The following is a 26,803-nucleotide window of genomic DNA, read 5'->3' on the forward strand; positions in this document are numbered from 1 at the left end:
ACCGACAGGTGCATCCCATGCGGCTCAAAACACCACTCGCGACCGCGGTCCTCGTGCTCTCGGCCGCGGCCGCCACGGGCGCGTCGGCCCAATCGAAGTGCCACATGGGCAACGGCCTCGGCTCCGACAGGGCGTCGAGCGGCATCAACGCCGCCCAGCCGAGCCGCGCCAACACGAACCCCTGCAGCCCGCTCTACGACAACGGCGTCAACGTGCGGCGCATGGAGAAGCGCAAATACCCGAACGCGGTCGTGCACCACTGATCGTCGCTCCGAGCGCGGCAGGGCGCCGCGCTCCTCGACCCGGGGACGTGCCGCCCCATCTCCCGGCCATGACGACACTCACAGTCTGGTTCGACGGCGGCTGCCCGCTGTGCCGCCGCGAGATCGCCCTGATGCGGCGGCTCGCCCCGCCGGGCGCGATCCGCTTCGTGGACGCCGACGATGAGGGCGGCGGCGCCTGCCCGGTCGACCGCGCCGACCTGCTCGCCCGCTTCCACGCGCTGGAGGACGGGCGCATGGTGTCGGGCGCCGCCGCCTTCGCGGCGATGTGGCGCGCCATCCCGCGCCTGCGCCCGCTCGGCCTCGCGGCCCGCCACCCCCTGGTGCTCGCCGGGCTGGAGCGGCTCTACCTCGCCTTCCTGCGCGTCCGGCCGCGGCTGCAGCGCCTGGCCGTGCGGCTCGAACGCGGGGCGGCCGCGTGAGCGCCGCCGCGATGCCGGCCGGGACGCCGGTCGAGGTGGACGGGGCCACACCCGCCTTCGTGGCCACCCGCGCCGCGGCGCTCGACCGGCTCGCGGCCTTCCTGCCTCGCGCCGGCCGCGCCTACGCGGAGAACCGCAACGGCGACGCCGGGCCGGGCGCCGAGCGCAGCGTTTCCGCCCTGTCGCCCTACCTGCGCTACCGGCTCCTCACCGAGCGCGAGGTGATCGCCGCGGCGCTCGACCGCCACGGCGCGCAGGGCGCCGACAAGTTCGTCACCGAGGTGCTGTGGCGCACCTACTTCAAGGGCTGGCTGGAGCTCAGGCCCGCGGCCTGGACGCGCTTCCTCGCCGAGCGCGACGCGGGGCGGGACGCGATGGCGCGCTCGGGCGGGCTCGCCCGCGCGGTCGCGGCCGCCGAGGAGGGCCGCACCGGGATCGACGGCTTCGACGACTGGGCGCGCGAGCTCGTGGAGCACGGCTACCTGCACAACCACGCGCGCATGTGGTTCGCCTCGATCTGGATCTTCACGCTGCGGCTGCCCTGGGCGCTCGGCGCGGACTTCTTCCTGCGCCACCTCGTCGACGCCGACCCGGCCTCGAACACGCTGTCGTGGCGCTGGGTCGCGGGGCTGCAGACGCCCGGCAAGACCTACCGCGCCACGGCGGACAACATCGCGCGCCACACCTTCGGCCGCTTCAGCCCGCATGGGCTGGCCGAGGAGGCCCCGACGCTCGTCGAGGAGCCGCTGGGCCCCGCCCGCGCGCTGCCCGAACCCGACCCAGCGCCGGAGGGGCCGGCGCTGCTGCTGATGCACCCGGAGGACTTCGGGCCGGAAAGCCTCGTGCCGGGCGGGGCGCGCGTCGTCGGCGCGCTCGCGGCGACGGGCGGCTCGGCGGACTGGCCCTTCGGCGCGGCGGCGCGCCGCTTCGTCGAGGCCGCGGCGGGGGACGCCGCCGCGCGGGCGCGGTCGCGCTTCGGCTGCGAGGCAGCCGTGCTCGACGGCATGGGGCCCGAGGCCGTGCTGGCGGCGGCGCACGCTGCGGGCGCCCGCAGCGTCGTGGCGCCCTACGCGCCGGTCGGCCCGGTGGCGGACGCGCTGGCGGCGCTGGCCGGGCCGCTGCGCGAGGGCGGCCTGCCGCTCGTCCGGGTGCGACGCCCATGGGACGAGGCCCTGTGGCCGCTCGCCACCAAGGGATTCTTCCCGTTCCGGCAGCGCTGCCCCGACGCGCTGGCCGCGGAAGGGCTGCGGCTCTGAACGGGGCGAGCCGGGGTCAGCCCCGGCCGCGGCGGGCCCGCTCCGGCGCGATCAGGTGGCGCAGCGCGTTGCCGAGCTCGGCCGTGCGGCGGCCCTCCTCCGCCACCTCGCGGTCGACGCCGAGGCGCCACGCCACGTCGAGCCGGTCCGGCTCGCGGCCCAGCGCCTCGAACAGCGCCGCCTGTGCCTCGACGTCGGCCTCGTCGCGCGCGAGGCCGCGCTCGACGAGCCCGTCCGCCTGGCGGCGGATCGCCTGGGCGAGCTGATCGAGCGGCAGCTCCGGGTGGTACTGCACGCCCCAGAACGTGCCGGCCCCGCAACGGATCTCGGCCGCCTGCACGGGCGAGGCGGCGTTGCCGGCGAGCAGCGTCGCGTTCTCGGGCAGCATTTCGACCTCGTCGCCGTGCACCGCGGGGGCGTCGTAGGCCGCGGGGCGGCCGTCGAGCATCGGATGGCGCGTGCCCTCGCGCGTCGGCACGATGCGGCGGGCGAGGCCGACCTCGTGGCCGTCCGGGTTGCGGCGCACCGTGCCGCCCGCCGCCGCCACCGCGATGTGCAGCCCCGCGCAGGATCCGAAGCTCGGTAGCCCTGCGTCGAAGACGGCGCGCATGAAGTCCACGTTGGCCCGCACCGCGTGGTTGTCGTGGTAGACGTGCAGCGGCGAGCCGGTCAGGAACACGCCGTCGTAGGCGTCGAGCGCTTCCGGCGGCCGCCCCGCTTCCTGCGGGCGGTGGATGGCGAAGCGCGCGCCGGGCGCCAGCCCCTTCAGGGTCTCGACGTAGGTTTCCCCGCTGGAGCGGCCGGTCGCGCCGCGCCGGGCGTCGCGGGCCTCCTCGGGCTCGCTTTCCACGATCAGCAGGTTCAGGGGACGGGTCAAACGGGCTGTCTTTCGGATCGGGCGCGGCGAGCCTTCGCCGGCGCTGGGCCATCAAATGGTGAGTTTGCGCCCGGAGCGTGACGGGCTTCCCATGCGGCATGACGCGCCGGCCGGACCGGTGTGGACGAAACTTCATCCGGCCGGCCCGCGGCGCGGATCGCCCCGCGATAACAGGGTTCTAGTTTCGTCGGACCAGGCCGGGGCGGGACTTGGCGCCCCGTCCGGCGAGAACCAGGCCGCCGCTTTCCGCATTGCCATGCCGCAGTGCAGCGCGGATCCTCGCGCCACCCCCGAACCCTCCCGCCTCCCCGGAGCCCCCCGATGTCCGACCCCCGTGCCGCCCCGACCTCCACGCTGGAGGAGGACCCCGTCGAGCGGCTGTTCGACGGCGTGCGCGAGTTTCGCGACCACGTGTATCCGGAGCGGCGCGAGCGTTTCGAGGAGCTGGCGAAGGGCCAGAACCCGCGCATCCTGTTCATCACCTGCGCGGACAGCCGCGTGGTGCCCGAGATGATCACCCAGACCGAGCCCGGCGAGCTCTTCGTGTGCCGCAACATCGGCAACATCGTGCCGGCCTACGGCGAGATGATGGGCGGCGTCTCCGCCGTCGTGGAATATGCGGTCGCGGCGCTCGGCGTGTCCGACATCGTGGTCTGCGGCCATTCCAACTGCGGCGCCATGGCGGGGCTGATCCGCGGCGACGCCGCCCTGGAGAAGATGCCGACCGTGCGCTCCTGGCTGCGCAACGCCCACGCGGCGCGCTCGGTCGTGGAGGTGCTCCACCCCGAGCTCGACGGCGACGCGAAGATCCAGGCGCTGGTGGAGCAGAACGTCGTCACCCAGCTCCAGCACCTGTCGACCCATCCCACCGTCGCGGCCGGCATGGCCAGCGGCAAGGTCCAACTGCACGGCTGGGTCTACGACATCGAGTCCGGCGGCATCGCGGTCCACGACGCGGCGCAGGGGCGCATGGTGCCCTTCGAGGAGAACCAGGGCCTGAAGCGGAAGGCGTCCGCCTGATGGTCGTCGTCGATCGCTTCCGCATCACCGACACGCTGCGCGAGGTGTGGCGCCCTCTCGTGGCGTTGTTCCTGCTCGACACGCTGGTGACCTTCGCCTACGTGGTCCTCGGCTGGACCTGGATCGTCCCGGCCGGACTGCCGCTGCCGCTGCTCGGCACGGGCCTCGCCGTGTTCCTCGGCGTGCGCAACAACACCGCCTACGCGCGCTGGTGGGAAGCGCGCACCCTGTGGGGCGCGGTGCTCAACAACTCCCGCTCCTATGCCCGCACGCTGACGCTGCTCCTGGCGCCCGCCGAGGCGGCGCCGCTGCGCCACGCCCTGGTGCACCATCAGATCGCCTGGGCCCACGCGCTGCGCTGCTTCATGCGCCGCGAGGATCCCGCGCACGACATCGCGTCCTTCCTGCCGCCCGAAACGCTGGCGCGGGTCACCAAGGCCGCCAACCCGCCCTTCGCTATCCAGCGCGAGATGGCGGAGCTCCTCACCCGGGCCCGGCACGACGGCTGGCTCGACGGCATCGAGGCCGCCGCGGTCAACACCACGCTGACGGCCCTGACCGACAGCCAGGGCGGGCTGGAGCGCATCCGCAACACGCCGATGCCGCAGCAATACGCGGCCTTCTCGCGCGTCTTCGTCACCGCCTACTGCCTGATGCTGCCCTTCGGCATCGTGCCCGACCTCAACATCCTGACGCCGCTCGGCTCGGCGGTGATCGGCTTCGTGTTCCTGGCGCTCGACGAATCGGGCCGCCACCTCGAGGACCCGTTCAAGCGCTCCGTCTACGACGTGCCCATGAGCGCCATCACCCGCACGATCGAGATCGACCTGCGCCAGGCGGTGCGCGACGCGGAGGTCCCGCCGCCGCTCCACCCGGTGCGGGGCATCCTGCGCTGACGAGGCCGGGCCGGCGCCCCGGCGCCGGCCCGGTGACGGAAAATTCACGCTGATCGAAGATTTGCCCCGCTGCAACTTTCCATGAAGTTGCAGATGCTTCCAGCATCTTTGGACGTCTCGAGTTCGGGCGCAAGCCGCTCCCCCTCTTCTGCTCGTTTCAACCGTTCCTCGACACGACGCTGCTTGCGCCACGGGAAACTCACGGGACAGATCCGGCCGACTTGAGCTGAAAAGGATCAAGCTTTCTGCAAGCCTCGCGGTGTTTACCTTCGGGCCGAGCGGACCAGCGAGGCGGATCCGGAGCGGGCCAGGACGATGTCGCAGACTGATCGACGCGCGGGCGACATGACGGCGACGCCGGAGAACGGCGCCCTGCTCGACGCGCTCGACGCGCTGCCGGAAGGCATCGCGGTCTTCGATGCCGCGGGCCGCCTCCTGTTCTGGAACAGCCGCTACGTCGAGATCTACGCTCATCCGCCCGGCTTCCTGCGGGTCGGGATGGCGTTCGACGCCGTGGTCCGCCGCGTCGCCGCGAGCGGCCGGGTGCCGGACGCTGTCGGGCGCGAGGACGAGTGGGTCGCCGAGCGTGTGCGCCACCAGGGCATGCCCGACAGCGTGTTCGAGCACCGGCTCGACGACGGCCGCTGGATCCGCGTCGAGGAGAAGCGCACCCGCAACGGGCTCACCGTCGGCATCCGCGTCGACATCACCGACCTCAAGCGGCGCGAAGCCTCGTTCCGCCTCCTGTTCGACAGCAACCCCGTGCCGATCCTGGTGCGGGACCGCGACAGCTTCCGCTTCCTCGCCGCCAACGACGCCGCGCTGAAGCTGTTCGGCTACGGGCGCGCGGCCCTCCTCCGCATGGAGGTGGCCGACCTTTGCGCGGCCGGGCGCTCGATGCCCATGCCCGACGGAGCGCCCTGGCGCAGCCTGCGGGCCGACGGCAGCTTCGTCGACCTGCTGCCCTGCTCGTCCGACTTCGTCCACGCGGGACGCCCGGCCGTGATCACCGCGCTGGTCGACATGACCGAACTGCAGCGCGGGCGCGACGACCTCGACCGCACGCGCGCCTTCCTGGACAGCGTCATCGACACCATCCCGTCGATCGTCTTCGCCAAGGACATGCAGGACGGCGGCCGCTACGTCCTGTTCAACCGCGCCGGGGAGCTGCAGGCGGCCGGCGAATTCGGCCGGATGGTCGGCCGGACCGACGCCGACATCTTCCCGCCCGACGTCGCCGCGCTCCTGGCGGCCCGCGACGCCGAGGTGATGCGCTCCGGTGCGAGCTGCGAATACGAGTTCACCACGCCGGGGCGGAACGGCTCGCGACGCACGATCCAAACCCGCAAGGTGCCGATCGCCGGGCGTCCCGGGGAGCCGTCGCGCTACGTGCTCGGCGTCGCCGAGGACGTCACCGAGCGCCGGGAGATGGAGCGCCGGCTCGACCGCGCGGCCCGCTTCGACGACCTGACCGGCCTGCCCAACCGCTCGTCCTTCGCGGGGATCCTCGGCCAGGCCCTGGCGGCGCGGCGCGCGGCGCCGCAGGGCTTGGCGCTGCTGCTCATCGACCTCGACGATTTCCGCGTCTTCAACGACGCGCTCGGCCACGCGGTCGGCGACGCCCTGCTCAAGGCGGTCGGCGAGCGGCTGGCGGCGGAGATGCGCGGCGCGGACGGGGTGGCGCGGCTCGGCGCCGACGAGTTCGTCGTGGTGCAGTCCGCCGTGGGCGGCCCGGCCGACGCGGAAAGCCTGGCCGCGCGGCTGCTCGACAGCTTCAGGCGGCCCTTCCCGGTCGGCGGGCAGGAGCTGATGGTGGGCGCCACGATCGGCATCGCCCTGGCGCCGTCCGAGGCCGCGGCCGAGGGCGGGGCCGACCTGCTGCTGCGCCACGCCGAGCTGGCGCTGCAGCGCGCCAAAGCCGTGAGCCGCGGCACGTTCCACGCCTTCGAGCCGCAGATGGACGAGGAGGCGCGCCGGCGCCGCGCCCTGGAGCAGGACCTGCGCGGCGCGCTGGAGCGCGGCGAGTTCGAGCTCCACTACCAGCCGCAGGTCGACCTCGCCACCGAGGCCGTGTCGGGCTTCGAAGCGCTGGTGCGGTGGCGCCACCCCGTCCGCGGCCTCGTCGACCCGGGCGCCTTCATCGCCGTCGCGGAGGAGACGGGCCTGATCGTGCCGCTCGGCGCATGGGTGCTGGCGAGCGCCTGCGCGGAGGCGGCCTCGTGGCCCGTGCCGGTCCGGGTGGCGGTCAACCTGTCGCCCGTGCAGTTCATCACGCCCGGCCTGCCCGAGGCGGTGGCGACGGCGCTCGCGGCCTCTGGCCTGCCGGCCGCGCGGCTGGAGCTGGAGATCACCGAATCGGTGCGGCTGATCGACAACGACACCAACCTCGCCGTGCTGCATGCCTTCCGCGACGCCGGCATCCAGGTCGCGCTCGACGACTTCGGCACCGGCTTCGCCTCGCTGAGCTACCTGCGCGCTTTCCCGTTCAGCAAGATCAAGGTCGACCGCTCCTTCGTGGCCGGCATCGGCCGCGACGAGGGTTGCCTCGCCATCCTGCGGGCCACGACGCGCCTCGCCCGCGACCTCGGCATGGACACGATCGCGGAAGGGATCGAGACGCCGCTGCAGTTCCTCCAGCTCCGGGGGCTCGGCTGCGCGGAAGGGCAGGGCTACCTGTTCGGCCGCCCGATGCCGGCCGGCGAGGTCCCGGCGCTGCTCAAGGCCGAGCCGCGGCGGGTGGGGTGAGGGTGGGGCGCCCTTGACGGCGGCGCGCTTCCGGCGCCAGGCACGCCGGGAGCGCCTCCGGCGCGCCAGTCGGGAGTGACGCATTGACCGGTGTTCTCGAACGCTACCGCGCCCGCGTGGCGCGGGGCGAGCTACAGCCCGACGCCGCCCAGGAGGCCGTGGCGGCCCGGCTCGACGCCCTCGTGGCGGACCTCGCGGCGGGCGGCGCCGGAAGACCCTCGCTGCTCGGCCGCCTGTTCGGCGCGAAGCCCGAAGAAGCGCCGCGCGGCCTCTACGTCGTGGGCGACGTCGGGCGCGGCAAGACCATGCTGATGGACCTGTTCCACGACGCGGCCGCGGTGGAGCCCAAGCAGCGCGTGCACTTCCACGCCTTCATGGCCGACGTCCACGCCCGCATCCACGCCTGGCGGCAGGCGAGGAAGCGGGGCGAGGCCCGCGGCGACGACCCGATCCCGCCCGTCGCCGCGGCCATCGCGGCGGAAGCGCGGCTCCTGTGCTTCGACGAGTTCGCCGTCACCGACATCGCCGACGCCATGATCCTCGGCCGGCTGTTCACCGCGCTCTTCGCCGACCGCGTCGTCGTGGTGGCGACCTCCAACGTCGAGCCCGAGGACCTGTACCGCGACGGGCTGAACCGAACGCTGTTCCTGCCCTTCATCGCGCAGCTCCAGCAGAAGATGGACACGATGCGCCTCGATGCGGCGCGGGACTTCCGCTACGCCAAGCTGACCGAGGCCGCGACCTGGTTCGTGCCCGCCGACGCGGAAGCGCGGGCGGCGCTCGACCGCGCCTTCCTGAGCCTCACGGGGCAGGCGCGCGGCGCCCCCGAGCGGGTGCCGCTGCTCGGGCGCGAGATCGCCGTGCCGGAGGCGGTGGGCGACGTCGCGCGCTTCCCCTTCGCGGCTCTGGTCGAGGCGCCGCTCGGCTCCGTCGACTTCCTGGCGCTGGCGCGCCGCTACGGCACCGTGATGGTCGACGGCATCCGCGTGATGCGCCCGGCCGAGCGCAACGTGGTCAAGCGCTTCATCAACCTCGTCGACACGCTCTACGACGAGCAGGTCAAGCTCGTCGCCTCGGCCGAGGCCGAGCCGGACGCCCTCTACGACGCGCCGGACGGGCGCGAGGTGTTCGAGTTCCGCCGCACCGTGTCGCGCCTCGTCGAGATGCGCTCGGAGCAGTATCTGGCGCTGCCGCACGGCCACGGAAAGCCGTCGGGCGACATGGGCGGGCTCGCGGACACGTGAGGCGAGCCGACCCGCCTCATTGATACGCCGCCTTGAGGTCCAGCGTGCCCCGCCGCCCCACGCCCTCGTAGTTCTGCGCGAGCCAGTCCGTTGCGGCGCTGCGGCCGTGGTCGCGCAGCTCGACGATCTTGCGCCAGCGGGCGTCGAGCCGGGTCGAGGCCGCGTGGTCGTCGAGCTCGCCCGTGCCGTCGATGCGGTGCACCAGCACGGGCTCGAACGTCGCCCGGTCGAGCTGGCCTTCCGCGATCAGGCCGTCAACGAAGTCGATGGCGCGCAGCTCGCGCATCAGGTTGGCGTTGAAGCTGATCTCGCTGAGCCGGTCCTGGATCGCCTCGCTCGTGCGCGGCGTTTCGCGCCGCTCGACCGGGTTGATCTGCACGAGCAGGATGTCGCGCGTGCGGGCGCCGCGGTGCAGCGGGTAGAGCGCCGGGTTGCCGAGGTAGCCGCCGTCCCAGTGCGGCACGCCGTCGATCTCCACGGCCTTGAACACGGTCGGCAGGCAGGCCGAGGCCATCACGTGGTCGATCGTGAGGTCCGCCCGCTCGAAGACCGCGAGCTTGCCGGTCCACACGTTGGTGGCCGACACGAAGAGCGCGGCCGTGTCGGCGGCCCGCAGCCGGTCGAAGTCGACCGACTCGGCCAGCGCCGCGCGCAGCGGGTTCACCTCCACCGGCATCGCGTAGGGCGAGGGCGACAGCGCCTTGGCCCAGAAGTCGAGAAAGGGATTGGCGGCCAGGAGCCCGATCCAGCCGTCGACGAAGCCGCGCTGGGCGGGGCGCATCTCGCCGTCGAGGCTGGCGCGTCGCCAGAAGCGCTCCAGCGCCGCGCGGGCGCCGTCGGGCCCGCCCGCGAGCCAGCCGTCGACCAGCACCACGCCGTTCATCGCGCCGGCGCTGGCCCCCGTCACGGCCTCGAAGCCGAGCCGCCCGTCCTCGATCAGCGCGTCGAGCACGCCCCAGGTGAAGGCGCCGTGCGAGCCGCCGCCCTGCAGCGCCAGCGACACGCCCTTCTCGGCCCGCGGCCCGAACAGCCCCGGCCGGCCCGACGCGAGGGAGCCGGTCGAGGGCACGGCCGTCGCGATGTTGTGGGCGTCGGGGGCGGGAAACTGGTCCACGGCGATCTCGGGTCTATGTTGCGTCGCAACATGAACGCGCGCGGCCGTCCCCGGTTCAACGGGGCTGGGCGATGCCGATGTTGCGGAGGAACACCGGCCAGTCGTCGCACCTCAGCGCGCCGCCGCTCGCCTGCTCGTGGCCGCCGCCGTAGTTCTCGTCGGCGCCGGGGGGCGCCACCTCGCGCAGGAGCGCGATGAGGTTGCGGGGCAGGGCGGTGCGGGCCGCGAAATGCACCCAGCCGGGCCGGTAGCCGTGGTTGGCCGCCAGCACCACCTTGTCCTTGAGCCGCATGCGCCACTGCTGCGCGATGAGCGGGTGGATCTGGCAGCCCGAGTCCATCTCGATCAGGGCGAAGTCGCCGGTGATCCTGGGCGCGATCTTCTTGGCCGCGTCGGTGGCGGCCTTCACCTCCTCGCGCGCGGCCCGGAGCGCGTCGAGGCCGGGGTGGCGGCCGCTCAGCATGTCCTTCGGGCTGTCCGCCGCGAGCAGCAGGTCGAGCGCCGGCCCGTAGTCGCCGGTGGCGGTGCGGCGGGGCGCGTTGATCAGCGACACCGCGTCCCGGATGGCCGTGGCGGTGTAGAGCTTCTTGGCCGCGGCGAGCTCGGGGAAGGGCGCCTTGTCGCCGAGGTCGCCGACGAGGCCCACGGCGCAGAGCCACAGGAGATCCTCGGCCGGGCCGAGCGCCGCGGCGCAGCGGTAGGCCATGAGGCTGGTCGTCGGCACGGGGTCCTCGCGGTAGCCGGACAGCACCGTGACGGCGCCGGCGCTCTCGGCGGCCCCGCGCGGCACGTGGTGGTCGACCACGACCGTGGGCACGCCGGGCAGCACGGCCTCGGCCCGCGTGCCGAGGTCGCCCACCACGAATCCCGCGACGTCGCGGCCCGCGAACTCGGCCCGCACCTCGTCCGACCACGCGCTCTCGCCGCGGCCGATCACGCGCACCGTGCTGTCGCGCCCCGCGCGGGCCAGCGCGTGGCTGAACAGGGCGCCGGCCGACAGGCCATCGGCGTCGTTGTGGCACAGCACCGCCACGGGCTTGCCGGGGGCGAAGCCCCCGAGCGCCGCCTTGAAGATCTCGCCCGTGTCCGTCGCCATCCGCGCCTCCGTCGGGCGGCAACGGCGGCGGGCCGGCGGCGTTCCCGCGCGGATCGCCTCACGGGCCGCGCGGACCTTCCGTTCGGCGAAGGGGTTGGCAGGGCATCGCGGACGGGAGGACGGGCGATGGGGCAGAAGGACGGCGGGCTCGGGCCCGCGGCGGCGGGCGCGGTCGCGCTCGGCACGGTGGTGGGCGCGTCGCTGGTCGGCGGCCGGTCGAGCCCGACGCCGGACCACCCGCGCACCCGGCGCTGGTACAAGGACCTCGAGAAGCCCGGCTTCACCCCGCCGGCGGCGGTCTACGGCGTGGCCTGGACGGCCATCCAGGCGGGCCTCGCCGTCGGCGGCTACCGGCTCCTGCGCCGCGCCCCGTCCCGCCAGCGGACGATCGCCCTGTCGCTGTGGGGCGTCAACCAGGCCGCCATCGCGGGCTGGAGCGAGGTGTTCTTCGGGCACCGCGCGCCCGGCGCCGGCACGCTCGCGGCGGGCGCGATGATCGGCACGGCGGCCGGATACGTCGCGGCGGCGGCCCGCGAGGACGACGCGGCCGCGGCCCTCGGCGTGCCGCTGGTGGCCTGGGTAAGCTTCGCGACCCTGCTGGCCGAGGAGATCTGGCGCCGCAACGACCCTGCCTGATCGCGCCGCTCCGCCCTTGCGTTTTGGCCGCGCCCGTCGCTCATGCGGGCGACGAGGCGGGAGAACGGGCGATGCGGCGGGCCACGGTGGAGCGCAAGACCAACGAGACGGCGATCCGCGTCGCGGTGGACCTCGACGGCACAGGCGCCGCGAAGATCCGCACCGGCGTCGGCTTCTTCGACCACATGCTCGACCAGATCGCCCGCCACGCGCTGTTCGACCTCGAGGTCGAGGCGCAGGGCGACCTCCACATCGACGACCACCACACGGTGGAGGACACCGGCATCGCGCTCGGCCAGGCGATCCGGCAGGCCCTCGGCGACAAGCGCGGCATCGTCCGCTACGCCGACTGCCACCTCGCCATGGACGAGTGCCTGACCCGCGTGGCGCTGGACTTCTCGGGCCGGCCCTTCCTGGTGTTCCGGACGGAATTCCACACCGGCAAGATCGGCACCTTCGACACCCAGCTCGTGCGCGAGTTCTTCCAGGCGCTGGCGATGCACGCGGACCTCACGCTGCACGTCGAGACGCTCTACGGGCTCAACGACCACCACATGGTGGAAAGCTGCTTCAAGGGTGTGGCGCGGGCGATGCGCCAGGCCGTGTCGATCGACGAGCGCACCCGCGACCGCATCCCCTCCACCAAGGGCACGCTGGGAGGGTGAGACCGCCGGCTCCGGGCGACGTCAGTCACTGCCGTGCTGCTCCACGTAGGCCCGCAGGGCGCTGTTGACGCCGGTCTGGTAGCCCTTGCCCTCGGGCGCGCGGGCCTTGAACCAGGCGACGAGGTCGGCGTCGAGGCGCAGCGTCAGCTGCTGCTTGACGGGGCGGAAGAACAGGCCGCGCCTAGCGCCGCTCCAGTCCCGCTGCTCCGGGATGTCGCGCGTGTCGATCTCCTCCTCCGGAAGGCTTGCCAGCCTTTCCAACTCCCCGGCCTGTTCCGGGGTGAGGTGCTCAGAACCGTCCCTCCTCAGAGGCTCTCCTTTCATGTGACGTCGCCTTTCGGGCGCTGATGATGTGGCCCGTCTCGTCCCCCGTCGAACGATCGAGCCTCGGCTCGGTGTGGACGACGAAGAGCGTCGCGGGACCGATGGCTCCGATGGTCTGCCAGCGATCGCCGTCGGGATGGGGATCCGGGCGGCTCGCCGCGAGCGGGTCGGCGAAGACGAGACGGGCCGTCTCGAAGGACAGCCCATGAGCGCGCCTGTTCGCGCGGTCCTTCGCGACCGACCAGACTCAGAGCATCGGGCTAGCCCGGAAATGTGGCTACGGAGGGTGGTTACGACGGCGAGACTTCACAAGCTCGTGCGGCGTCGTGCGGTCGATCGAAGCCCGCATGGTGCCCTGAGACTCCACCGTCGTTTGCTGTAGGAAGGGCGGGGCTCCGCCCCGGAAACCCTGCCCGCAGGCTTCCGATTCCGAACCGGCGTGAGTCGGCGACAGCCGACGCACGTGATCTCCGCGAAGGGCCGGCACCCTTCGATCCCGCTCCTCGCGCGAGGCCCCATGAGCGATCCCATCCTGGTCACCGGCGCGTCGGGCTTCGTCGGCTCGGCGGTGGCGCGCGCTCTGCTGGCGGAAGGGGAGCGCGTGCGCGTGCTCCTGCGCCCGACGAGCCCCCGCACCAACGTCGCCGGCCTCGACGTCGAGATCGCGGAAGGCGATATCCGCGACCGCGCCTCCGTGGCGCGCGCGCTCCAAGGCTGCCGCCACCTGTTCCATGTCGCCGCCGACTACCGGCTCTGGGCGCCGGACCCGGAGGACATCGTCCGCGCCAACCTCGACGGCACCCGCGCCGTGATGGAGGCCGCGCGCGACGCGAAGCTGGAGCGCGTCGTCTACACCTCCTCGGTCGCGACGCTGAAGCTCCGGCTCGACGGCGTGCCGGTCGACGAGACGGCCCCCAACGACCCCGAGACCACCATCGGGGCCTACAAGAAGTCCAAGGTCCTGGCCGAGCGGCTGGTGGAGTCCATGGTGGCGGAGGGGCTGCCGGCCGTGATGGTGCTGCCGTCGACGCCGATCGGGCCGCGCGACGTCAAGCCGACGCCGACGGGGCGCATCGTGGTCGAGGCCGCCAACGGCAAGATGCCGGCCTACATCGACACGGGGCTCAACCTCGTCCACGTCGACGACGTGGCGCGGGGACACCTGCTGGCCTGGAAGAAGGGGCGGATCGGCGAGCGCTACATCCTCGGCGGGCAGGACGTGACCCTCGGCGAGATGCTGCGCACCATCGCGGGCCTCGTCGGGCGGAAGCCGCCCACCGTGGAGCTGCCGCGCGGGCCCATCTTCCCGCTGGCCTACGCGGCCGAGGTCGTGGCCCGCTTCACGGGGCGCGAGCCCTTCGCCACCGTCGACGCGCTGCGCATGGCGAAGTACCGCATGTTCTTCTCCTCCGCCAAGGCGGAGGCCGAACTGGGCTATTCCGCGCGGCCCTGCGCCGAAGCGCTGGCCGACGCGGTGCGATGGTTCCGGGAGGCGGGCACCATCGGGCCGAAGGGCGCGTGAGGGGCGGCGCCCGTCCTCCTCCGCGAAGCGGGTTGCCGTATTCACATGTCTCGGCGACCGGGAGGTCCTGCCCTTCTCCCCTCCGGGGAGAAGGTGGCGCGCAGCGCCGGATGAGGGGTTGCGGGCCGCCCCCGAGCCCCTCATCCGCCCTGCCGGGCACCTTCTCCCCGACGGGGAGAAGGGCGCTGACGTCAATGCTCCGAGACGTGTAAATTCGGTGGGCGGAGCGGGGCGGGGCGGTCGCGACCGGGTCGACTCGCCTCACACCGCGTGGGCGGCGAGCAGCTTCTCGATCTCCGGGATCGGGTGGTGGGTGTAGTCCTTGGGGATCTCGCACACGACGCGCTTCTGCGCTTCCGCGCTGAGGTCCTTGCGGATCTCGGCCAGGCACTTCGGCGGCGCCACGATCACGATCTCCTTGAAGCCGTTCTCGTGGGCGGAAGCGTTGATGCGCTTCGCCACATGGGCGGCGAAGCGGTCCTCCTCCACCTGGTGGAAGTCGGTGCCGCCCATGGCGGTGCCGCGCGGCCCGGCGTGGGAGTGGCCCCGGCCCGGCGCGTCCGAGCCCTGGTCGCGGGTGGCGGGGTTGGTCTGCTGCTCGACGTCGAGGCGGCGGAGGTTGAGGATCTCGTGGTCGCCGTCGTTGTGGAGGAACAGGGCCTTCTTGCCGTCGCCGACCAGAACCCAGGCGCCATAGTGAACCTTGAGCGTCGCCATCAGGGCCAAACTTTCTCGATGGGGCGTCGGGCCTTGCGCCGAAACCCCGAGGGCCCCCGCGCCGCCTCCCGCCGTTGCGGGTGAGGCTCCAACGGCGTGCCCAGCGGATTGTTCAGCCCCGCCCGCTCAGGGGCGGCGCGCGCCCACCGCCCCCGAGGCGGCCTCCGAGGCGCCGGGCGCGAGCTCGCACCACAGCACCCGCGCGGCGTCGACCGGCCCCGGCATCAGGAGCCGGCCCGCGGGGGCGCGGGTGAAGCCGAAGCGGCGGTAGTAGGGCTCGTCGCCCACCAGCATGACGAGGCCGTGGCCGGCGGCCCGCGCCGCCGCCAGCGAGCGCACCACCAGCCCCGCCGCGATGCCGCGGCCGCGGAACGCGGGATCCACGGTCAGCGGCCCCAGCATCAGGGCGGGCGCTTCCCCGATGCGGATCGGCGTCATCCGGTTGGCGCCGACCAGCAGCGTCGAAACGCGGGCCACGAAGCACAGGTCCCAATCCGGCTCGGCGACCTCGCGCAGGCGATAGGCCGTGCGGGCGAAGCGCCCCGGCCCGAAGGCGCGCTCGGCCAGGCGCTCCACCGCGGCGGCGTCGGCCGCGGCTTCGGGCATCACGACGACGGACAGGCTCAGGGAGGATTCGGTCATCGCGGCGTTCGGGGGAGCGTGGGCTGGAGCGTTCATCGCGCGATCATACAGCGCGGTGCCGACCCGTCGAGGATCACCAGTCCGCCGTGGGCTCCCGCGCCTCGAACATCTCGGCCAGGCGCGCGCGCGTGGCCGCGGTGGTGCCGTCGGGCAGGCGGGCGCGCGGGAAGAAGCCCGCTTCCAGGATCTCCCAGTCCGCTTCGCGGCGCGACAGCACGCGGAAGGCCCGCACGCGATACACCGCGACGTGGTCGCGCCGCGACGCGCCGCGGTTGAAGTAGAGGCCGAACAGCTCCGGCACGCCCTCGACCTCCACCGCGCATTCCTCGCGCACCTCGCGCGCCACCGCGTCGGCCGCGGTCTCGCCCACCTCCACGGCGCCGCCCGGCAGGTGCCAGCCCGGCACGTAGGAGTGGCGCACCAGGAACACCTCCGGCCCGTCGGCGCCGTCGCGCTCCACCACGGCCCGCACCCCCATGGTGAGGGGGCGCACGAAGCGCGCGCTGCCGTGGATCAGCCGGGGCACGAGGCGCTGCACGCCGCCCGGCAGCCGAACGCTCCACCCCATGCCCGATCTCCCGCTTCGCCGGCCATCCGTGTAGCACGCGCCGCGCCTTGACGCGGGGTGGGGGCGCGGGCGACAGGGGGCGGCGGCCCGCGCGGCGTCCGAGCGGAGACCGTTTCTGCATCGCGAGGCGATCCAACGGAAACGGCATGAGCTACCTCCTCGCCCACCTGTCCGACGCCCACATCGGGCCGCTGCCGCGCCCGCGCCCGCGCGACCTCATGGGCAAGCGCATCACCGGCTTCGTGAACTGGCGTCGGCGGGGCCGGCTCCACGACATGCGCGTGCTGGCCGACCTCGTCGCCGACCTGCAGGCGCAGTCGCCCGACCACATCGCCATGACGGGCGACATCCTCAACCTCGGCCTGCCCGACGAGTTTCCCTTCGCCCGCGCCTGGCTGGGCTCGCTGGGCACCCCGGACCACGTGTCCTTCGTGCCCGGCAACCACGACGCCTACGTGCGCTCGTCGCTGCCCCACCTCGCCGCGACCTTCGCGCCCTGGGTCGTGCAGGACGGGGTGGCGGAGGCCGGCACCGCCGACGGCATGCCCTTCGCCTTCCCCTACCTGCGCCGCCGCGGGCCGCTGGCGCTGATCGGCCTGTCCTCAGCCATCCCCACTGCGCCGCTGCTCGCCTCGGGCGCGCTGGGGCGGGCGCAGCGCGACGGGCTGGCGCGCCTGCTCGACGAGGCGGGCGCGCGAGGGCTCGCCCGCGTGGTGATGATCCACCATCCGCCCCACGTCCGGGGGGCCAAGCGCGGGCGGGGCCTGCGCGACGCCGCCGCCTTCGAGGCCGTGATCGCCCGGCACGGGGCGGAGCTGGTGATCCACGGCCACAACCACCGCACCTCGGTGGCGCCGCTGCCCGGCCCGCGCGGGCCCGTGCCGGTGGTGGGCGTGCCGTCCTGCTCGGCGGTGCCCGGCACCCACGGCCACCTCGCCGCCTACCACCTGTACCGCTTCGCCGAGCGCGCCGGCGGGGGCTACGCCGTCACGGCCGAGCGCCGCGGGCTCGCGCCGGGCCGCGCCGGCATCGGCGACCTCGGCCCCTTGTCGCTGTGACGCCGCCGTAGGACTGTGGCGCGTCCGCCGCGGGGCCGGGCGGCGACGGGGAGGGTCGACATGGGCATGAGGGCGATCGTCGAGGACGCGTGGCTGCTGGCGCTCGGCAACGCCAACGCGGTGCTGCTGCGGCAGGGGCGGGACCTCGCGCTCATCGACGCCGGCTTTCCCGGCCATGAGAAGGTCGTGCTCGACGCGATCGCGGAACTCGGCCTGCGCCCGTCCGACCTCCGCCACCTCGTCTTCACGCACGGGCATCCCGACCACATCGGCAGCGCGGCCGCGATCGTGCGCGCGACGGGCGCGCGCACCTACATGCACGCCGCCGACGTCGCCCTGGCCGAGACCGGCGGGCCGTTCCGCCCGATGTCGCCGGCGCCCGGCGTGGTGAAGGGGATCGCCTATCGCCTGTTCTGGCGCCCGCGGGAGTCGATGCCCCCCTTCGAGATCGACCAGACCATCGCGGACGGCGAGACGCTGCCGATCGTGGGCGGGCTGCGCGCGGTCCACCTGCCCGGCCATTGCGCCGGGCAGGTCGCCCTGGTGTGGCGCGGCGGGCGGCTGCTCGCCGGGGGCGACGTGTTCATGAACATGATGGGCCTCGGCGACCCGATCGGCTTCGAGGACGAGGCCGAGGGGCGGCGGAGCCAGCGCAGGCTCGCCGACCTCGATTTCGGGGCCGTCGCCTTCGGCCACGGCCCGGCCGTCACGGAGGACGCCGTCGCCCGGGTCCGGCGGGCCGCCGCCCGGCGCTGAGGGGGAGCGGGCGGGCCACCTGCCTCACGCCTTGCGCCAGTTCCCCTTGTTGATGTCGAACTTCACCTTGCCCTCGTCCCGCATCTTCATGAGCAGGGCCTGCAGGGCGTCGGTCGAGCCGCCGGGGTCCGTGACCTGCAGGATCGAGTAAACCTTGCGCGGCTTGTCGAGCGCCTTCAGCACCGCGTCTTCCGTCACCATCGTCGTCGCATCCCCTGTTGTCCTGGCCTTCGGCCCGAGGGCAACACCCGCCGGGAGGCTCCGGTTGCCTCGCCGAGGCGGATGCCCCCGCCCCGCGCCGCCGCCGTCGATCCGTCGGCCCCCGGCGGCGCATCTCTGTCGCTCCCCCGGCGTTGTGGTCTGCGCCGGCCCATCGGGCCGGGCGGCGAGCGGGAGGTGCGCGATGGCGGACGCGAAGGATCGGGACGGGGGCGAGCCGGCCGAGAAGCCGGAGGCGGGCGGGCCGGGCGGCACCTCCCCGGCGGACACGCCGGCCGCCGAGGATGCGAAGCGGCAGGACAAGACCAAGGACAAGCCGGACAGCGGCCAGAACGAGGACGGCTGACGCCGCGGGCGGCCTCGATGTCCGACGCCGTCGGCGTGGCGCTCCTGGCCGCCATCGTGGCCACGCTGGCCCTGTGGGTCATCGGCCGGGGCCGGATGCCGTGAACGGCGGCCGACCCGCGTCGTTTGCCGCGCGGGCCGCGAGCCCATAGAGTCGCACTTCGACCGATGATCGCGGGGAAGTGCCGTCCATGTCGCGCGGATCTCTCGTCTCGACGTTGCGCCGCGTCCTGATCGCGGCGGCCCTCCTCGCGCCGGCCGAGGCGGGGGCGGTCGACTACCTCGACGTGGCGGTCGAGCCCGACCGCGCCGTGCCGGCCGCCTGCTTCTCCTTCTCGGCGCCGCTGCCGCGCGAAACGCCCGGCGGCTTCGCGCCCTTCGTCGAGGTGTCGCCCGCGGGCGACCACGCGCTGGAGCCGCGCGGCCGGGACCTGTGCCTCGCGGGGCTGACGCACGGCGGCCGCTACACCGTGCGGCTCAAGGCGGGGCTGCCGGCCGCGGACGGCACGGCGCTGCCGAAGGACGTGTCCGTCGAGGTGGCGGTGCCGGACCGCGAGGCCCGCGTCACCTTCGACGGCCGGAAGACCGTGCTGCCCTACGCGCCCGGCGTCGGCCTGCCGCTGAAGAGCGTCAACGTCGCGAAGGCGCGCGTGGCCGTCTACCGGATCGGCGAGCGCGCGCTCGTGGGCGGCGGCGCCACCGACCAGATGGGCCAGGACCTCGACGGCTACGGCCTGAGCGGGATCGCCGACAAGGGCGCCAAGGTGTTCGACGGCACCGTCGACATCGCCTCCAAGCCCAACCGCGAGGTCGCGACCGCGCTGCCGGTGGACGCGCTGCTGAAGGGGCTCAAGCCCGGCGTCTACGTGGCCGCGGCCTGGCCGGCCGACCGCCAGCCGGACGAGTCCGACACTCGCGCGACGCAGTGGTTCAGCGTGTCGGACGTCGGCCTCGTCACCGTGAAGACGGACGGCGGAATGCTGGTCAGCGCCCGCTCGCTCCGGACCGCGCTGCCCCTGGCCGACGTGGCGGTCGCGCTCGTGGCGAAGTCCGACGAGGTGCTGGCCACGTGGCGCACCGGCGCGGACGGCCTCGTCACCGTGCCGGCCGGGCTGCTGCGCGGCGAGGGCGGCGACGCGCCGCGCCTGCTGACCGCCTCGGGCCCCGACGGCAGCTTCACGCCGGTCGACCTCGACGCGCCGGCGCTCGACCTGTCGGCGCTCGACCTCAAGGGCCGCGCGCCGCCCGGCCCGCTCGACGCCTACCTCTGGACCGACCGCGGCATCTACCGGCCAGGGGAGGTTCTGCACCTCGGCGCGCTGCTGCGCGACCGCGACGCCGGCTCGGCCCGGGCGCCCCTCACGCTCCACCTCGTGCGGCCGGACGGCATCGAGGTCGACCGGATGCCGCTCGACCTCGCCCGCGCGGGCGGCGGGACGCTCGACCTGCACATCCCCGACAACGCTTACTCCGGCGAATGGACCCTCTGGGCCGGGTCGTCCGGCACGGAGCGGCTGGGCTCCGCCACCGTGTCGGTCCAGGACTTCATGCCGCCGCGGCTCGAAGCCAAGCTCGACGTGCCGTCCGGCGCGCTCGACGCCGCGGCGCCGATCACGACCTCCGTGGAGGCCGACTACTTCTACGGCAGCCCCGGCGCCGGCCTGACGGGCCAGCTCGACGCCACCCTGGCGCCCGCCGCCCATCCCTTCGCGGGCTACGAGGACTACAGCTTCGGCCTCGCCCAGGAGCCGTTCCTGCCGAAGGCGCTCGACCCCCGGAGCTTCTCGACCGACGACGGCGGGCGGGCCACCGTCGCCTTCCCGGCCGGGGCGGCTCCCGACACCACCGTGCCGCTGGAGGTCCGGCTCAAGGCCACGGTGAACGACGTGGACGGCCGCCCGGCCGAGGCGGAAGCGGTGCGGCCCCTGCGCGGCGCGGCGGGCGTCCTCGGCCTGCGCGCGGCCTTCGGCGGCGCGGCCGCGGAGAACAGCGACGTCGCCTTCGACGCCGTGGCGCTCGACCCCGACGGGCACCCGGCCCCGATGCCCGGCGTCCGGTGGGAGCTGGTGCTCGAAACCTATACCTACAACGCCTTCTTCCGCGACGGCCGCTGGCAGTTCGAAAGCAAGGTGACGGACACGCGCGTCGACGGGGGCGACCTCGCCTTCGGGGCCGACGGGCGCGGCCGGGTCGCGGCCCGCGTCGGCCTCGGCCGCTACCGTCTGGAAGTCTTCGCGCCGGACGGCCGCACCGCGACCAGCCTGCGCTTCGGCTCGGGCTGGTGGGCGCAGGCCGGGGCCGACGACCGCAAGCCCGACGTCCTCCCCGTCTCGGCCAGCGTCGGCCCCGACGGCGCCGTCGAGGCGCGGGTCGAGCCCGCCTTCGCGGGCCGCGTGCTCGCCATGCTGGACGGGGGCGGCCTCCACCAGGTGCAGGAGGTCGAGGTGCCGAAGGGCGGCGCCACGATCAGCTTCAAGGCCGGCGACGTGCCGCCGGCGGGCGCCTACGTGCTGGCCGTGGCGGTGTCGCCGTCGGGCGCTGTGATCCCGCGCCTGCCCGTGCGCGCCGTCGGCGCCGCTTGGGTGCCGGGCGCCGCCGCGGCCCACCGCCTCGACGTCAGGCTCACGGCGCCCGACAGGGTCGAGCCGAAGCGCAGGCTGGACGCCGACGTGGCGGTGGCGGGCGCCGCGCCCGGCGAATCCGCCTTCGTGACGGTCGCGGCGGTCGACGAGGCGGTGCTGCGCATGACGGGCTTCGCGTCGCCCGACCCGGCCGACCACTTCCTCGGCCGGCGCGAGCCCGGCATCGAGTGGCGCGACGTCTACGGCAGCCTGCTCGACCCCGAGGGCCAGCCCGGCCGCCTCGTCGAGGGCGGCGACGCCCGCGCGGCCAAGCAGATGGGCGGCCTCGACGTGAAGACCTTCAGGACCGTGGCGCTGTTCTCGGGGCCCGTCGCGGTCGGCCCCGACGGCCACGCCAGGGTCGGCTTCGACGTGCCGGACTTCTCCGGCCGCCTGCGCCTCATGGCTGTGGCCTGGACGGCGGACCGCTTCGGCCACGCCGACGCCCCCGTCACGGTGCGGCCGCCGCTCCTCGCCGAGCTGACCCTGCCGCGCTTCCTCGCGCCGGGGGACAAGGCCCGCGTGCGGGTGATGCTGACCGACCTCGAAGCGCCGGAAGGGCGCTACCGCGTGACCGTGACCACGGCCGGCCCGGTCGCGCTCGACAAGGCCGACATCGACTTCGAGGACGTGAAGCGCGACAAGCGCCGCTTCGTCGACCGCACCCTGACGGCGACGGGCGCGCTCGGCGCGGGCCACGTCCACCTCGTGGCCGTCGGCGACGACGGCACGCGGGCCGAGCGCGACTTCGACATCGGCGTGCGCTCGCCCAACCCCTACGTCACGAGCCGCGAGGTCCGCAGCCTCGACCCCGGCGCGAGCCTGACGGCCGGGGACGCGCTCGGCGCCGACATGCTGCCCGGCACAGCGGTACTCGACGTGTCGGTGGCCGCGAACCCGGCCTTCGACCTGCCGGGGATCCTCGCCGAACTGCGCCGCTACCCCTACGGCTGCGCCGAGCAGACGGTGAGCCGCGCCTTCCCCGAACTCTACGCCGCGGCGCTCGGCGAGAAGGCGGCGGCCTCGGTCGGTGCCAACCCCACGGTGCAGGGCGCGGTGGCGCGGCTCTATTCGCTGCAGATGGCGGACGGCTCCTTCGGCTACTGGAGCGCCTTCGACGGCGACAACATCTGGCTCACCGCCTACGTGGTCGACTTCCTGCAGCGCGCCGGGAAGGCCGGCGCCTCCGTGCCCGAAGCCATGGAGAAGCGCGCGCTGGCGTGGCTGGCCGGCCGCTTCGCCGCGGCGGGTCCGGCCCCGGCCGAGGTGGCGGGGGATGCCTACGCCGCGGTGGTGCTGGCCCGCGCGAACCGGCTCGACCTGTCCCAGCTCCGCTACGTGTCGACCCGCGACGGGCGGGGGATGCCGAGCGAGATCGCGCGGCTGCAACTCGCCGCCGCCCTCACCCGGGCCGGCGAGCGCGGCGAGGCCGCGGCGGTGCTGCGCGGGCCGCCCGCGCGGCGCGACCCGGGCGTCTACCTCGACGACTACGGCTCGCCCCTGCGCGACCGCGCCATGGCGCTGGCGCTGGCCGCGGAAGAGAAGCTGCTGCCCGAGGCGCAGCTGGTCCAGGCCGCCGCGGATCTGTCGCACGCCGCCGCGGGCGCGCGCTATCTCAGCACGCAGGAGGAGGTGTGGGTGCTGCGGGCCGCCCTGGCGCTGGGCAGCAAGGGGCCGCTCGACCTCGCGGTGGACGGGCGCCCCTCGGCCGGCAGGCCGCGGGTCGATGCCGCTCTGCCGCTTGGGCAGGGGCGCGCCGTCCGGATCGAGAACCGCGGCACGGCGCCGGCCTTCGTGTCGCTGGCCACCACTGGGGTGCCCTCCGGCCCGCAGCCCGCTGAGGCGAACGGCTTCACCGTGTCGCGCAGCTACCTCCGCTTCGACGGCTCCGCGGTCGACCTCGCCGACGTGCACCAGAACGACGAGTTCGTCGTGGTGGTCGAGGGCACGTCCGACGGGGCGGTGCAGCGCAAGGCGCTGCTGGTCGACATGCTGCCGGCCGGGCTCGAGCCCGGCACCGTGGGCCTCGAGGGCTCGGAGGACACGTCGAGCTTCGGCTGGCTGAAGGACCTGACGGAGCCGACCTTCAAGGCCGTGCGCGACGACCGCTACGTCGCGGGCTTCGACCCCGGCGGCGACCGGCGAGGCTTCAAGCTCGCCTACGCGGTGCGGGCCGTCACGCCCGGCACCTACGCGCTGCCCGGCCCGCAGGTGGAGGACATGTATGCCCCCGCCTTCCACGCCCGCGGCGCGGCGGGCACGCTGGAGGTGAAGCCGGCGCGCAAGCCGTGACGGGCGCGGCGCGGCGCGTCGGGCTGCCTGTCTGTGCGTTGCTGCTCTCCGCCGCCGCGGCGGGGATCGCGCTCGACCGCCTGTTCCCCATACCCGACGCGCGGCTGCGCGAGGTGTCGACCGTCGTGTCCGACCGCGACGGCGCGCCGCTCCGCATGTTCCTCACGCGGTCCGGCCGCTGGCGGCTCGCCTCGACGCCGGACGCCGTCTCGCCCAACTACCTGACGATGCTGGTCGCCGTGGAGGACCGGCGGTTCTGGTCCCACCCCGGCGTCGACCCGCTGGCGCTCGCGCGGGCCCTCGCCCAGCGGGTGCACCGCGGCCGCGCCGTGTCGGGCGCCTCGACCCTGACCATGCAGGTCGCGCGCCTCCTGGAGCCGCGGCCCCGCACGCTGCGCTCGAAGCTGATCGAGGCGCTGCGGGCGCTGCAGATCGAGGCGCACTGGTCGAAGCGCGAGATCCTGGACGCCTACCTCCGGCTCGCCCCCATGGGCCGCAACGTCGAGGGCATCGCGGCCGGCAGCCTCGCCTGGTTCGGCAAGGGGCCGGAGCACCTGTCGGACGCCGAGGCGGCGCTGCTGGTCGCGCTGCCGCGCGATCCGACGCGGCTGCGGCCGGACCGCTTCCCGGCCCGCGCCGCGGCGGCCCGCGCCCGCGTGCTGCGCCTGGCCCTCGGGCAGGGGGCGATCGAGCCGGCGGCGCTGCCGAGCGCGCTCGCGGCCGCGGTGCCGGCCGCGCGCCTGCCCCTGCCGGCCCTCGCCCCCCACCTCGCCGAGCGGCTCGCGCGCGGTGCCCCGGCCGACGGGCGCGTCGCGACGACGCTGGACGCGGCGCTGCAGCGCGGCGTCGAGCTGCAGCTCGCCGCGGCCCTCGCCGACCTGCCGCGGCCGGTGACGCTGGCCGCCATCGTGGCCGACTGGCGGAGCGGGGCCGTGCTGGCCCGCGCCGGCTCGGCCGACTATTTCGACGCGCGCCGCCTCGGCGCGGTCGACATGACGCGCGCGCTGCGCTCGCCCGGCTCGGCGCTGAAGCCCTTCATCTACGGCATGGCCTTCGACGGGCTGGAGGCCCACCCGGGCAGCCTGCTGCGCGACGCCGCGGCGCGCTTCGACGACTACGCGCCCCACAACTTCGACGGCACGGTGAGCGGGGACGTGACGGCGCGCGAAGCGCTGCAGCGCTCGCTCAACCTCCCGGCCGTCACGGTGCTGGACCGGCTCGGCCCGGTCGCCTTCACCGAGCGCTTCCGCGGGGCCGGGCTCCGGCTCGACCTCGGCACCGGCGACGCCGCCCCGGCGCTGCCGATCGCGCTCGGCGGCGTCGGCACGACGCTCGACACGCTGGTGGAAGCCTACATGGGGCTGGCGGACGGGGGCGCCGCGGTGCCGCTGCGCGAGCGGCCCGACCCGGCCGGGCGGCCCGGCGCCGTCGCGGCCGCGCCGCTGTTCGGCCGCGACGCCGCCGACGCCGTGACGGACATCCTGCTCGGCGTGGTGCCGCCGCAGGGCAGCGGGGCGCAGCCGGGGCGCATCGCCTTCAAGACCGGCACGTCGTTCCGCTTCCGCGACGGCTGGGCGGTCGGCTTCGACGGGGCGCGCGCGGCGGGCGTGTGGATGGGCCGCGCCGACGGCGGCTCCTGCGCCTGCGCGGGCGCCTCAGCGGCGGCGGTGCTGTTCCGCCTGTTCGACCTCCTCCCGCCCGCCCCGCTCCCGCCCCGCCCGCTGTCCGCGGGTTTCGCCGGGCCGCCGCCCGCGGCCCTGGTCCGGCTCGGCCCCGCCGGCGCGCCGGCCGCCGAGGCCGACCGGCCCCACATCGACTTCCCAATCCCGGGCTCGCGCCTGCTGGTCGACGCCGGCGAGGGGCGCGAGGTGAAGCTCGCCGCGAGCGGCGGCCTGCGCCCCTACCGCTGGCTCGTGGACGGCCGGCCCATCGACAGCCGCCCCTTCGCCCGCGACGCGGCCTGGACGCCGCAGGGCGTCGGCTTCTTCACCGTGTCGGTGGTCGACGCCTCCGGCCACGAGGACCGGACGGCGGTCCGGGTCGTGGCCCGCGAGGCGCCGTGAGCGGGCAGGCGACGGGCCGGCTCAGTGTCCGCTCAGGAACGCCCCGAGCGGGATGGAGTCGGCGAGGGCCGCGTAGCCGGCGTCGTTGAGGTGGATGTGGTCGCTCCCGTCGTAGGCCGCGCGGACCTGTGGGACCGCGGTCGGCGTCCGCACCACGGCGTCGAAGGCGCCCGACGTCCGGATCCAGGCGTTGACGCGCTGGCGGAGCGCCTCCCTGGCAGGGGAATAGAAATCCGGCCCCGCGCCCGCGAAGGGCGTCAGCGTGGCGCCGAACACCCGCACGCCGGCCTCGTGCGCCCGGGCGATCACCTGCCCGTAGGCGGCGATCAGCTCCGCCGCGGTGTCGCCCGCGTCGGGCGGGTAGATGATGTCGTTGATGCCCTCGTAGACGATCAGCCAATGCACGCCCGGCCGGCCCAGCACGTCGCGCGGCAGGCGCGCGGGGGCGTTCGGGCCGCCGGTGCCCAGCGGCGCGATCTGCAGCATCCCGTTGCCGCTGATGCCGGCGTCGATGGCCCCGACGCGGCCGCGCGTGGCGGCGAGCAGGCGCTCGCTCAGCCGGTCCGGCCAGCGGCGCTCGGCGTTCTGCGACGAATCCAGCCCGTCGGTGAGCGAGTCGCCCAGGCAGGCCACGGCCCCGCCGGGGAGGTTGTCCACCTCGGCCGAGATGCCGGACAGGTAGAAGCCAGAGCTCGTCGGCACGGCCTCCGGCATGACGGCCTGATCGGCCTGCGGGCCGGGCGCGAGATAGTTGGTTTCCGACGCGATGAGGTGTCCGACCTGGACGGGTGAGGCCGAGCTGAAGAAGGCCGACACGGCGAGGCGCGTCAGCGGCTGTACGGGCATCGGCACCTCGTCGGAGACGACGGCCCCGCCCGGCGCCACCACGGTCGTGCGGCCGCCGCCGAAGAGCGCGAGGTGGTCGGTGGACGGGTCGACCGAGCCCGGGGCCGGGCCCGGCAGCGCCACATGCACGTCGCCGAGCGCGAGTGGCCGTGTGCCGGTCTCGTTGGAGAAGCGCAGCCGGATCGCGGTCCCGCCCACGGCGATGCGGGCGAACTGGCGCACCGTGCGGCCCGACGCCATCGGCGCCGGGATGTTGGCGATGCCGGATTCCCAGGTCGCCACCGCCTGCGCGGCGGCGGGCCGGGGGGCGAGCAGCGCGATCGGGGCCAGGGCCACGGCCAGCGTCGTCACGAACGGCACCGAAACGGAGCGGAGCCGCGGAGACCAGGATTTCTCGACCGCCATCGTGAATCCGCGCGACGATCGGGGGCACCCGGCTGCGCGGCCGCGACCTTGCGCGAGTTCGGCGTGCCGCTCAAGGGACCTCGCCGCCTTCGACCCCGGGCGGAAACGCGCGCGCGGGCGTTGCGAGGCCGGATCGCCGGTCCGGCGCCGGGCGTTGGTGGGATCTGGAGCAC

The 26,803-nt window shown here is 74.7% G+C and carries 25 protein-coding genes; 15 read left to right on the forward strand and 10 right to left on the reverse strand.

Annotated features, from left to right (window positions below):
• Window positions 1-17: 17 nt before the first annotated feature.
• The 3 genes from L7N97_RS14250 to L7N97_RS14260 all read left to right on the forward strand — a co-directional run bounded on the left by L7N97_RS14250 (window position 18) and on the right by L7N97_RS14260 (window position 1,959).
• A complete protein-coding gene (locus L7N97_RS14250) occupies window positions 18-263 on the forward strand; it encodes a hypothetical protein (protein ID WP_237479007.1) in 246 nt (81 codons plus the stop codon).
• 68 nt (window positions 264-331) lie between these two features.
• Complete coding sequence (locus L7N97_RS14255; RefSeq protein WP_237479008.1) at window positions 332-703, forward strand: thiol-disulfide oxidoreductase DCC family protein; 372 nt, start codon at window positions 332-334, stop codon at window positions 701-703.
• On the forward strand, window positions 700-1,959 hold the full coding sequence (locus L7N97_RS14260; RefSeq protein WP_237479009.1) for an FAD-binding domain-containing protein: 1,260 nt from the start codon (window positions 700-702) through the stop codon (window positions 1,957-1,959). Before L7N97_RS14255 ends, L7N97_RS14260 begins: the two co-directional genes overlap by 4 nt.
• Window positions 1,960-1,975: 16 nt before the next feature.
• Here the strand turns inward: L7N97_RS14260 and L7N97_RS14265 are convergent, their stop codons facing one another.
• The gene (locus L7N97_RS14265; RefSeq protein ID WP_237479010.1) at window positions 1,976-2,836 is read right to left on the reverse strand and encodes a type 1 glutamine amidotransferase; all 861 of its coding nucleotides are present in this window, start codon (window positions 2,834-2,836) and stop codon (window positions 1,976-1,978) included.
• A gap of 321 nt (window positions 2,837-3,157) precedes the next feature.
• On the opposite strand from L7N97_RS14265, the gene L7N97_RS14270 reads away from it, so the two are divergent.
• The 4 genes from L7N97_RS14270 to zapE all read left to right on the forward strand — a co-directional run bounded on the left by L7N97_RS14270 (window position 3,158) and on the right by zapE (window position 8,741).
• Entirely contained in the window at window positions 3,158-3,856 is a 699-nt protein-coding gene (locus L7N97_RS14270; RefSeq protein WP_237479011.1) for a carbonic anhydrase, read from the forward strand.
• Window positions 3,856-4,752: a bestrophin family protein gene (locus L7N97_RS14275; RefSeq protein WP_237479012.1), complete on the forward strand. Its 897-nt coding sequence runs from the start codon at window positions 3,856-3,858 to the stop codon at window positions 4,750-4,752. Before L7N97_RS14270 ends, L7N97_RS14275 begins: the two co-directional genes overlap by 1 nt.
• A 315-nt stretch (window positions 4,753-5,067) precedes the next feature.
• A complete protein-coding gene (locus tag L7N97_RS14280; protein ID WP_237479013.1) occupies window positions 5,068-7,497 on the forward strand; it encodes an EAL domain-containing protein in 2,430 nt (809 codons plus the stop codon).
• A gap of 83 nt (window positions 7,498-7,580) precedes the next feature.
• Window positions 7,581-8,741 (forward strand): cell division protein ZapE, encoded by a 1,161-nt coding sequence (zapE, locus tag L7N97_RS14285; RefSeq protein ID WP_237479014.1) that lies wholly within the window; start codon window positions 7,581-7,583, stop codon window positions 8,739-8,741.
• 16 nt (window positions 8,742-8,757) lie between these two features.
• Here zapE and L7N97_RS14290 read toward each other — a convergent pair whose 3' ends face one another.
• Entirely contained in the window at window positions 8,758-9,855 is a 1,098-nt protein-coding gene (locus L7N97_RS14290; protein WP_428980994.1) for a patatin-like phospholipase family protein, read from the reverse strand.
• A 55-nt stretch (window positions 9,856-9,910) separates the two neighbouring features.
• On the reverse strand, window positions 9,911-10,951 hold the full coding sequence (locus L7N97_RS14295; protein ID WP_237479015.1) for a DHH family phosphoesterase: 1,041 nt from the start codon (window positions 10,949-10,951) through the stop codon (window positions 9,911-9,913).
• Window positions 10,952-11,077: 126 nt separating this feature from the next.
• On the opposite strand from L7N97_RS14295, the gene L7N97_RS14300 reads away from it, so the two are divergent.
• A complete protein-coding gene (locus L7N97_RS14300; protein ID WP_237479016.1) occupies window positions 11,078-11,587 on the forward strand; it encodes a TspO/MBR family protein in 510 nt (169 codons plus the stop codon).
• Between the two features lie 71 nt (window positions 11,588-11,658).
• Window positions 11,659-12,252, forward strand: a complete 594-nt coding sequence (hisB, locus tag L7N97_RS14305; protein ID WP_237479017.1) for an imidazoleglycerol-phosphate dehydratase HisB — start codon at window positions 11,659-11,661, stop codon at window positions 12,250-12,252.
• Between the two features lie 21 nt (window positions 12,253-12,273).
• Here hisB and L7N97_RS14310 read toward each other — a convergent pair whose 3' ends face one another.
• The gene (locus L7N97_RS14310) at window positions 12,274-12,576 is read right to left on the reverse strand and encodes a BrnA antitoxin family protein (protein WP_237479018.1); all 303 of its coding nucleotides are present in this window, start codon (window positions 12,574-12,576) and stop codon (window positions 12,274-12,276) included.
• Window positions 12,542-12,778 carry a BrnT family toxin gene (locus tag L7N97_RS30555; RefSeq protein ID WP_428981057.1) on the reverse strand — a complete coding sequence of 79 codons (237 nt, stop codon included), beginning with the start codon at window positions 12,776-12,778 and terminating at the stop codon, window positions 12,542-12,544. Before L7N97_RS30555 ends, L7N97_RS14310 begins: the two co-directional genes overlap by 35 nt.
• A 315-nt stretch (window positions 12,779-13,093) precedes the next feature.
• Here L7N97_RS30555 and hpnA point away from each other — a divergent pair, with 315 nt between their 5' ends.
• On the forward strand, window positions 13,094-14,098 hold the full coding sequence (hpnA, locus tag L7N97_RS14315) for a hopanoid-associated sugar epimerase (protein ID WP_237479019.1): 1,005 nt from the start codon (window positions 13,094-13,096) through the stop codon (window positions 14,096-14,098).
• A gap of 261 nt (window positions 14,099-14,359) precedes the next feature.
• On the opposite strand, the gene L7N97_RS14320 is transcribed toward hpnA, so the two are convergent.
• The 3 genes from L7N97_RS14320 to L7N97_RS14330 form a co-directional block, all read right to left on the reverse strand.
• Entirely contained in the window at window positions 14,360-14,815 is a 456-nt protein-coding gene (locus L7N97_RS14320) for a host attachment family protein (protein ID WP_237479020.1), read from the reverse strand.
• A 126-nt stretch (window positions 14,816-14,941) separates the two neighbouring features.
• Window positions 14,942-15,457, reverse strand: a complete 516-nt coding sequence (locus L7N97_RS14325) for a GNAT family N-acetyltransferase (RefSeq protein WP_237479021.1) — start codon at window positions 15,455-15,457, stop codon at window positions 14,942-14,944.
• Window positions 15,458-15,530: 73 nt separating this feature from the next.
• On the reverse strand, window positions 15,531-16,025 hold the full coding sequence (locus L7N97_RS14330; RefSeq protein ID WP_237479022.1) for an NUDIX domain-containing protein: 495 nt from the start codon (window positions 16,023-16,025) through the stop codon (window positions 15,531-15,533).
• Between the two features lie 146 nt (window positions 16,026-16,171).
• Between L7N97_RS14330 and L7N97_RS14335 the strand changes: the two genes are divergently transcribed.
• Entirely contained in the window at window positions 16,172-17,083 is a 912-nt protein-coding gene (locus tag L7N97_RS14335; RefSeq protein ID WP_237479023.1) for a metallophosphoesterase family protein, read from the forward strand.
• A 60-nt stretch (window positions 17,084-17,143) separates the two neighbouring features.
• The gene (locus L7N97_RS14340; protein ID WP_237479024.1) at window positions 17,144-17,839 is read left to right on the forward strand and encodes an MBL fold metallo-hydrolase; all 696 of its coding nucleotides are present in this window, start codon (window positions 17,144-17,146) and stop codon (window positions 17,837-17,839) included.
• A 24-nt stretch (window positions 17,840-17,863) separates the two neighbouring features.
• Here the strand turns inward: L7N97_RS14340 and L7N97_RS14345 are convergent, their stop codons facing one another.
• Window positions 17,864-18,040 carry a hypothetical protein gene (locus tag L7N97_RS14345; RefSeq protein ID WP_237479025.1) on the reverse strand — a complete coding sequence of 59 codons (177 nt, stop codon included), beginning with the start codon at window positions 18,038-18,040 and terminating at the stop codon, window positions 17,864-17,866.
• 202 nt (window positions 18,041-18,242) lie between these two features.
• Here L7N97_RS14345 and L7N97_RS14350 point away from each other — a divergent pair, with 202 nt between their 5' ends.
• From L7N97_RS14350 to pbpC, 3 genes are all read left to right on the forward strand, one after another.
• Window positions 18,243-18,404: a hypothetical protein gene (locus tag L7N97_RS14350; RefSeq protein ID WP_237479026.1), complete on the forward strand. Its 162-nt coding sequence runs from the start codon at window positions 18,243-18,245 to the stop codon at window positions 18,402-18,404.
• A gap of 190 nt (window positions 18,405-18,594) precedes the next feature.
• Window positions 18,595-23,316 (forward strand): alpha-2-macroglobulin family protein, encoded by a 4,722-nt coding sequence (locus L7N97_RS14355; protein ID WP_237479027.1) that lies wholly within the window; start codon window positions 18,595-18,597, stop codon window positions 23,314-23,316.
• 38 nt (window positions 23,317-23,354) lie between these two features.
• Window positions 23,355-25,379, forward strand: a complete 2,025-nt coding sequence (gene pbpC / locus L7N97_RS14360; RefSeq protein WP_237479028.1) for a penicillin-binding protein 1C — start codon at window positions 23,355-23,357, stop codon at window positions 25,377-25,379.
• A gap of 21 nt (window positions 25,380-25,400) precedes the next feature.
• Here pbpC and L7N97_RS14365 read toward each other — a convergent pair whose 3' ends face one another.
• Window positions 25,401-26,630, reverse strand: coding sequence for an SGNH/GDSL hydrolase family protein (locus tag L7N97_RS14365; protein WP_237479029.1), 1,230 nt, complete (start codon window positions 26,628-26,630; stop codon window positions 25,401-25,403).
• Between the last annotated feature and the right edge of the window lie 173 nt (window positions 26,631-26,803).

Source organism: Lichenibacterium dinghuense (genome assembly GCF_021730615.1).
In the GTDB taxonomy this organism is placed as follows: Bacteria; Pseudomonadota; Alphaproteobacteria; order Rhizobiales; family Beijerinckiaceae; genus Lichenihabitans; species Lichenihabitans dinghuensis.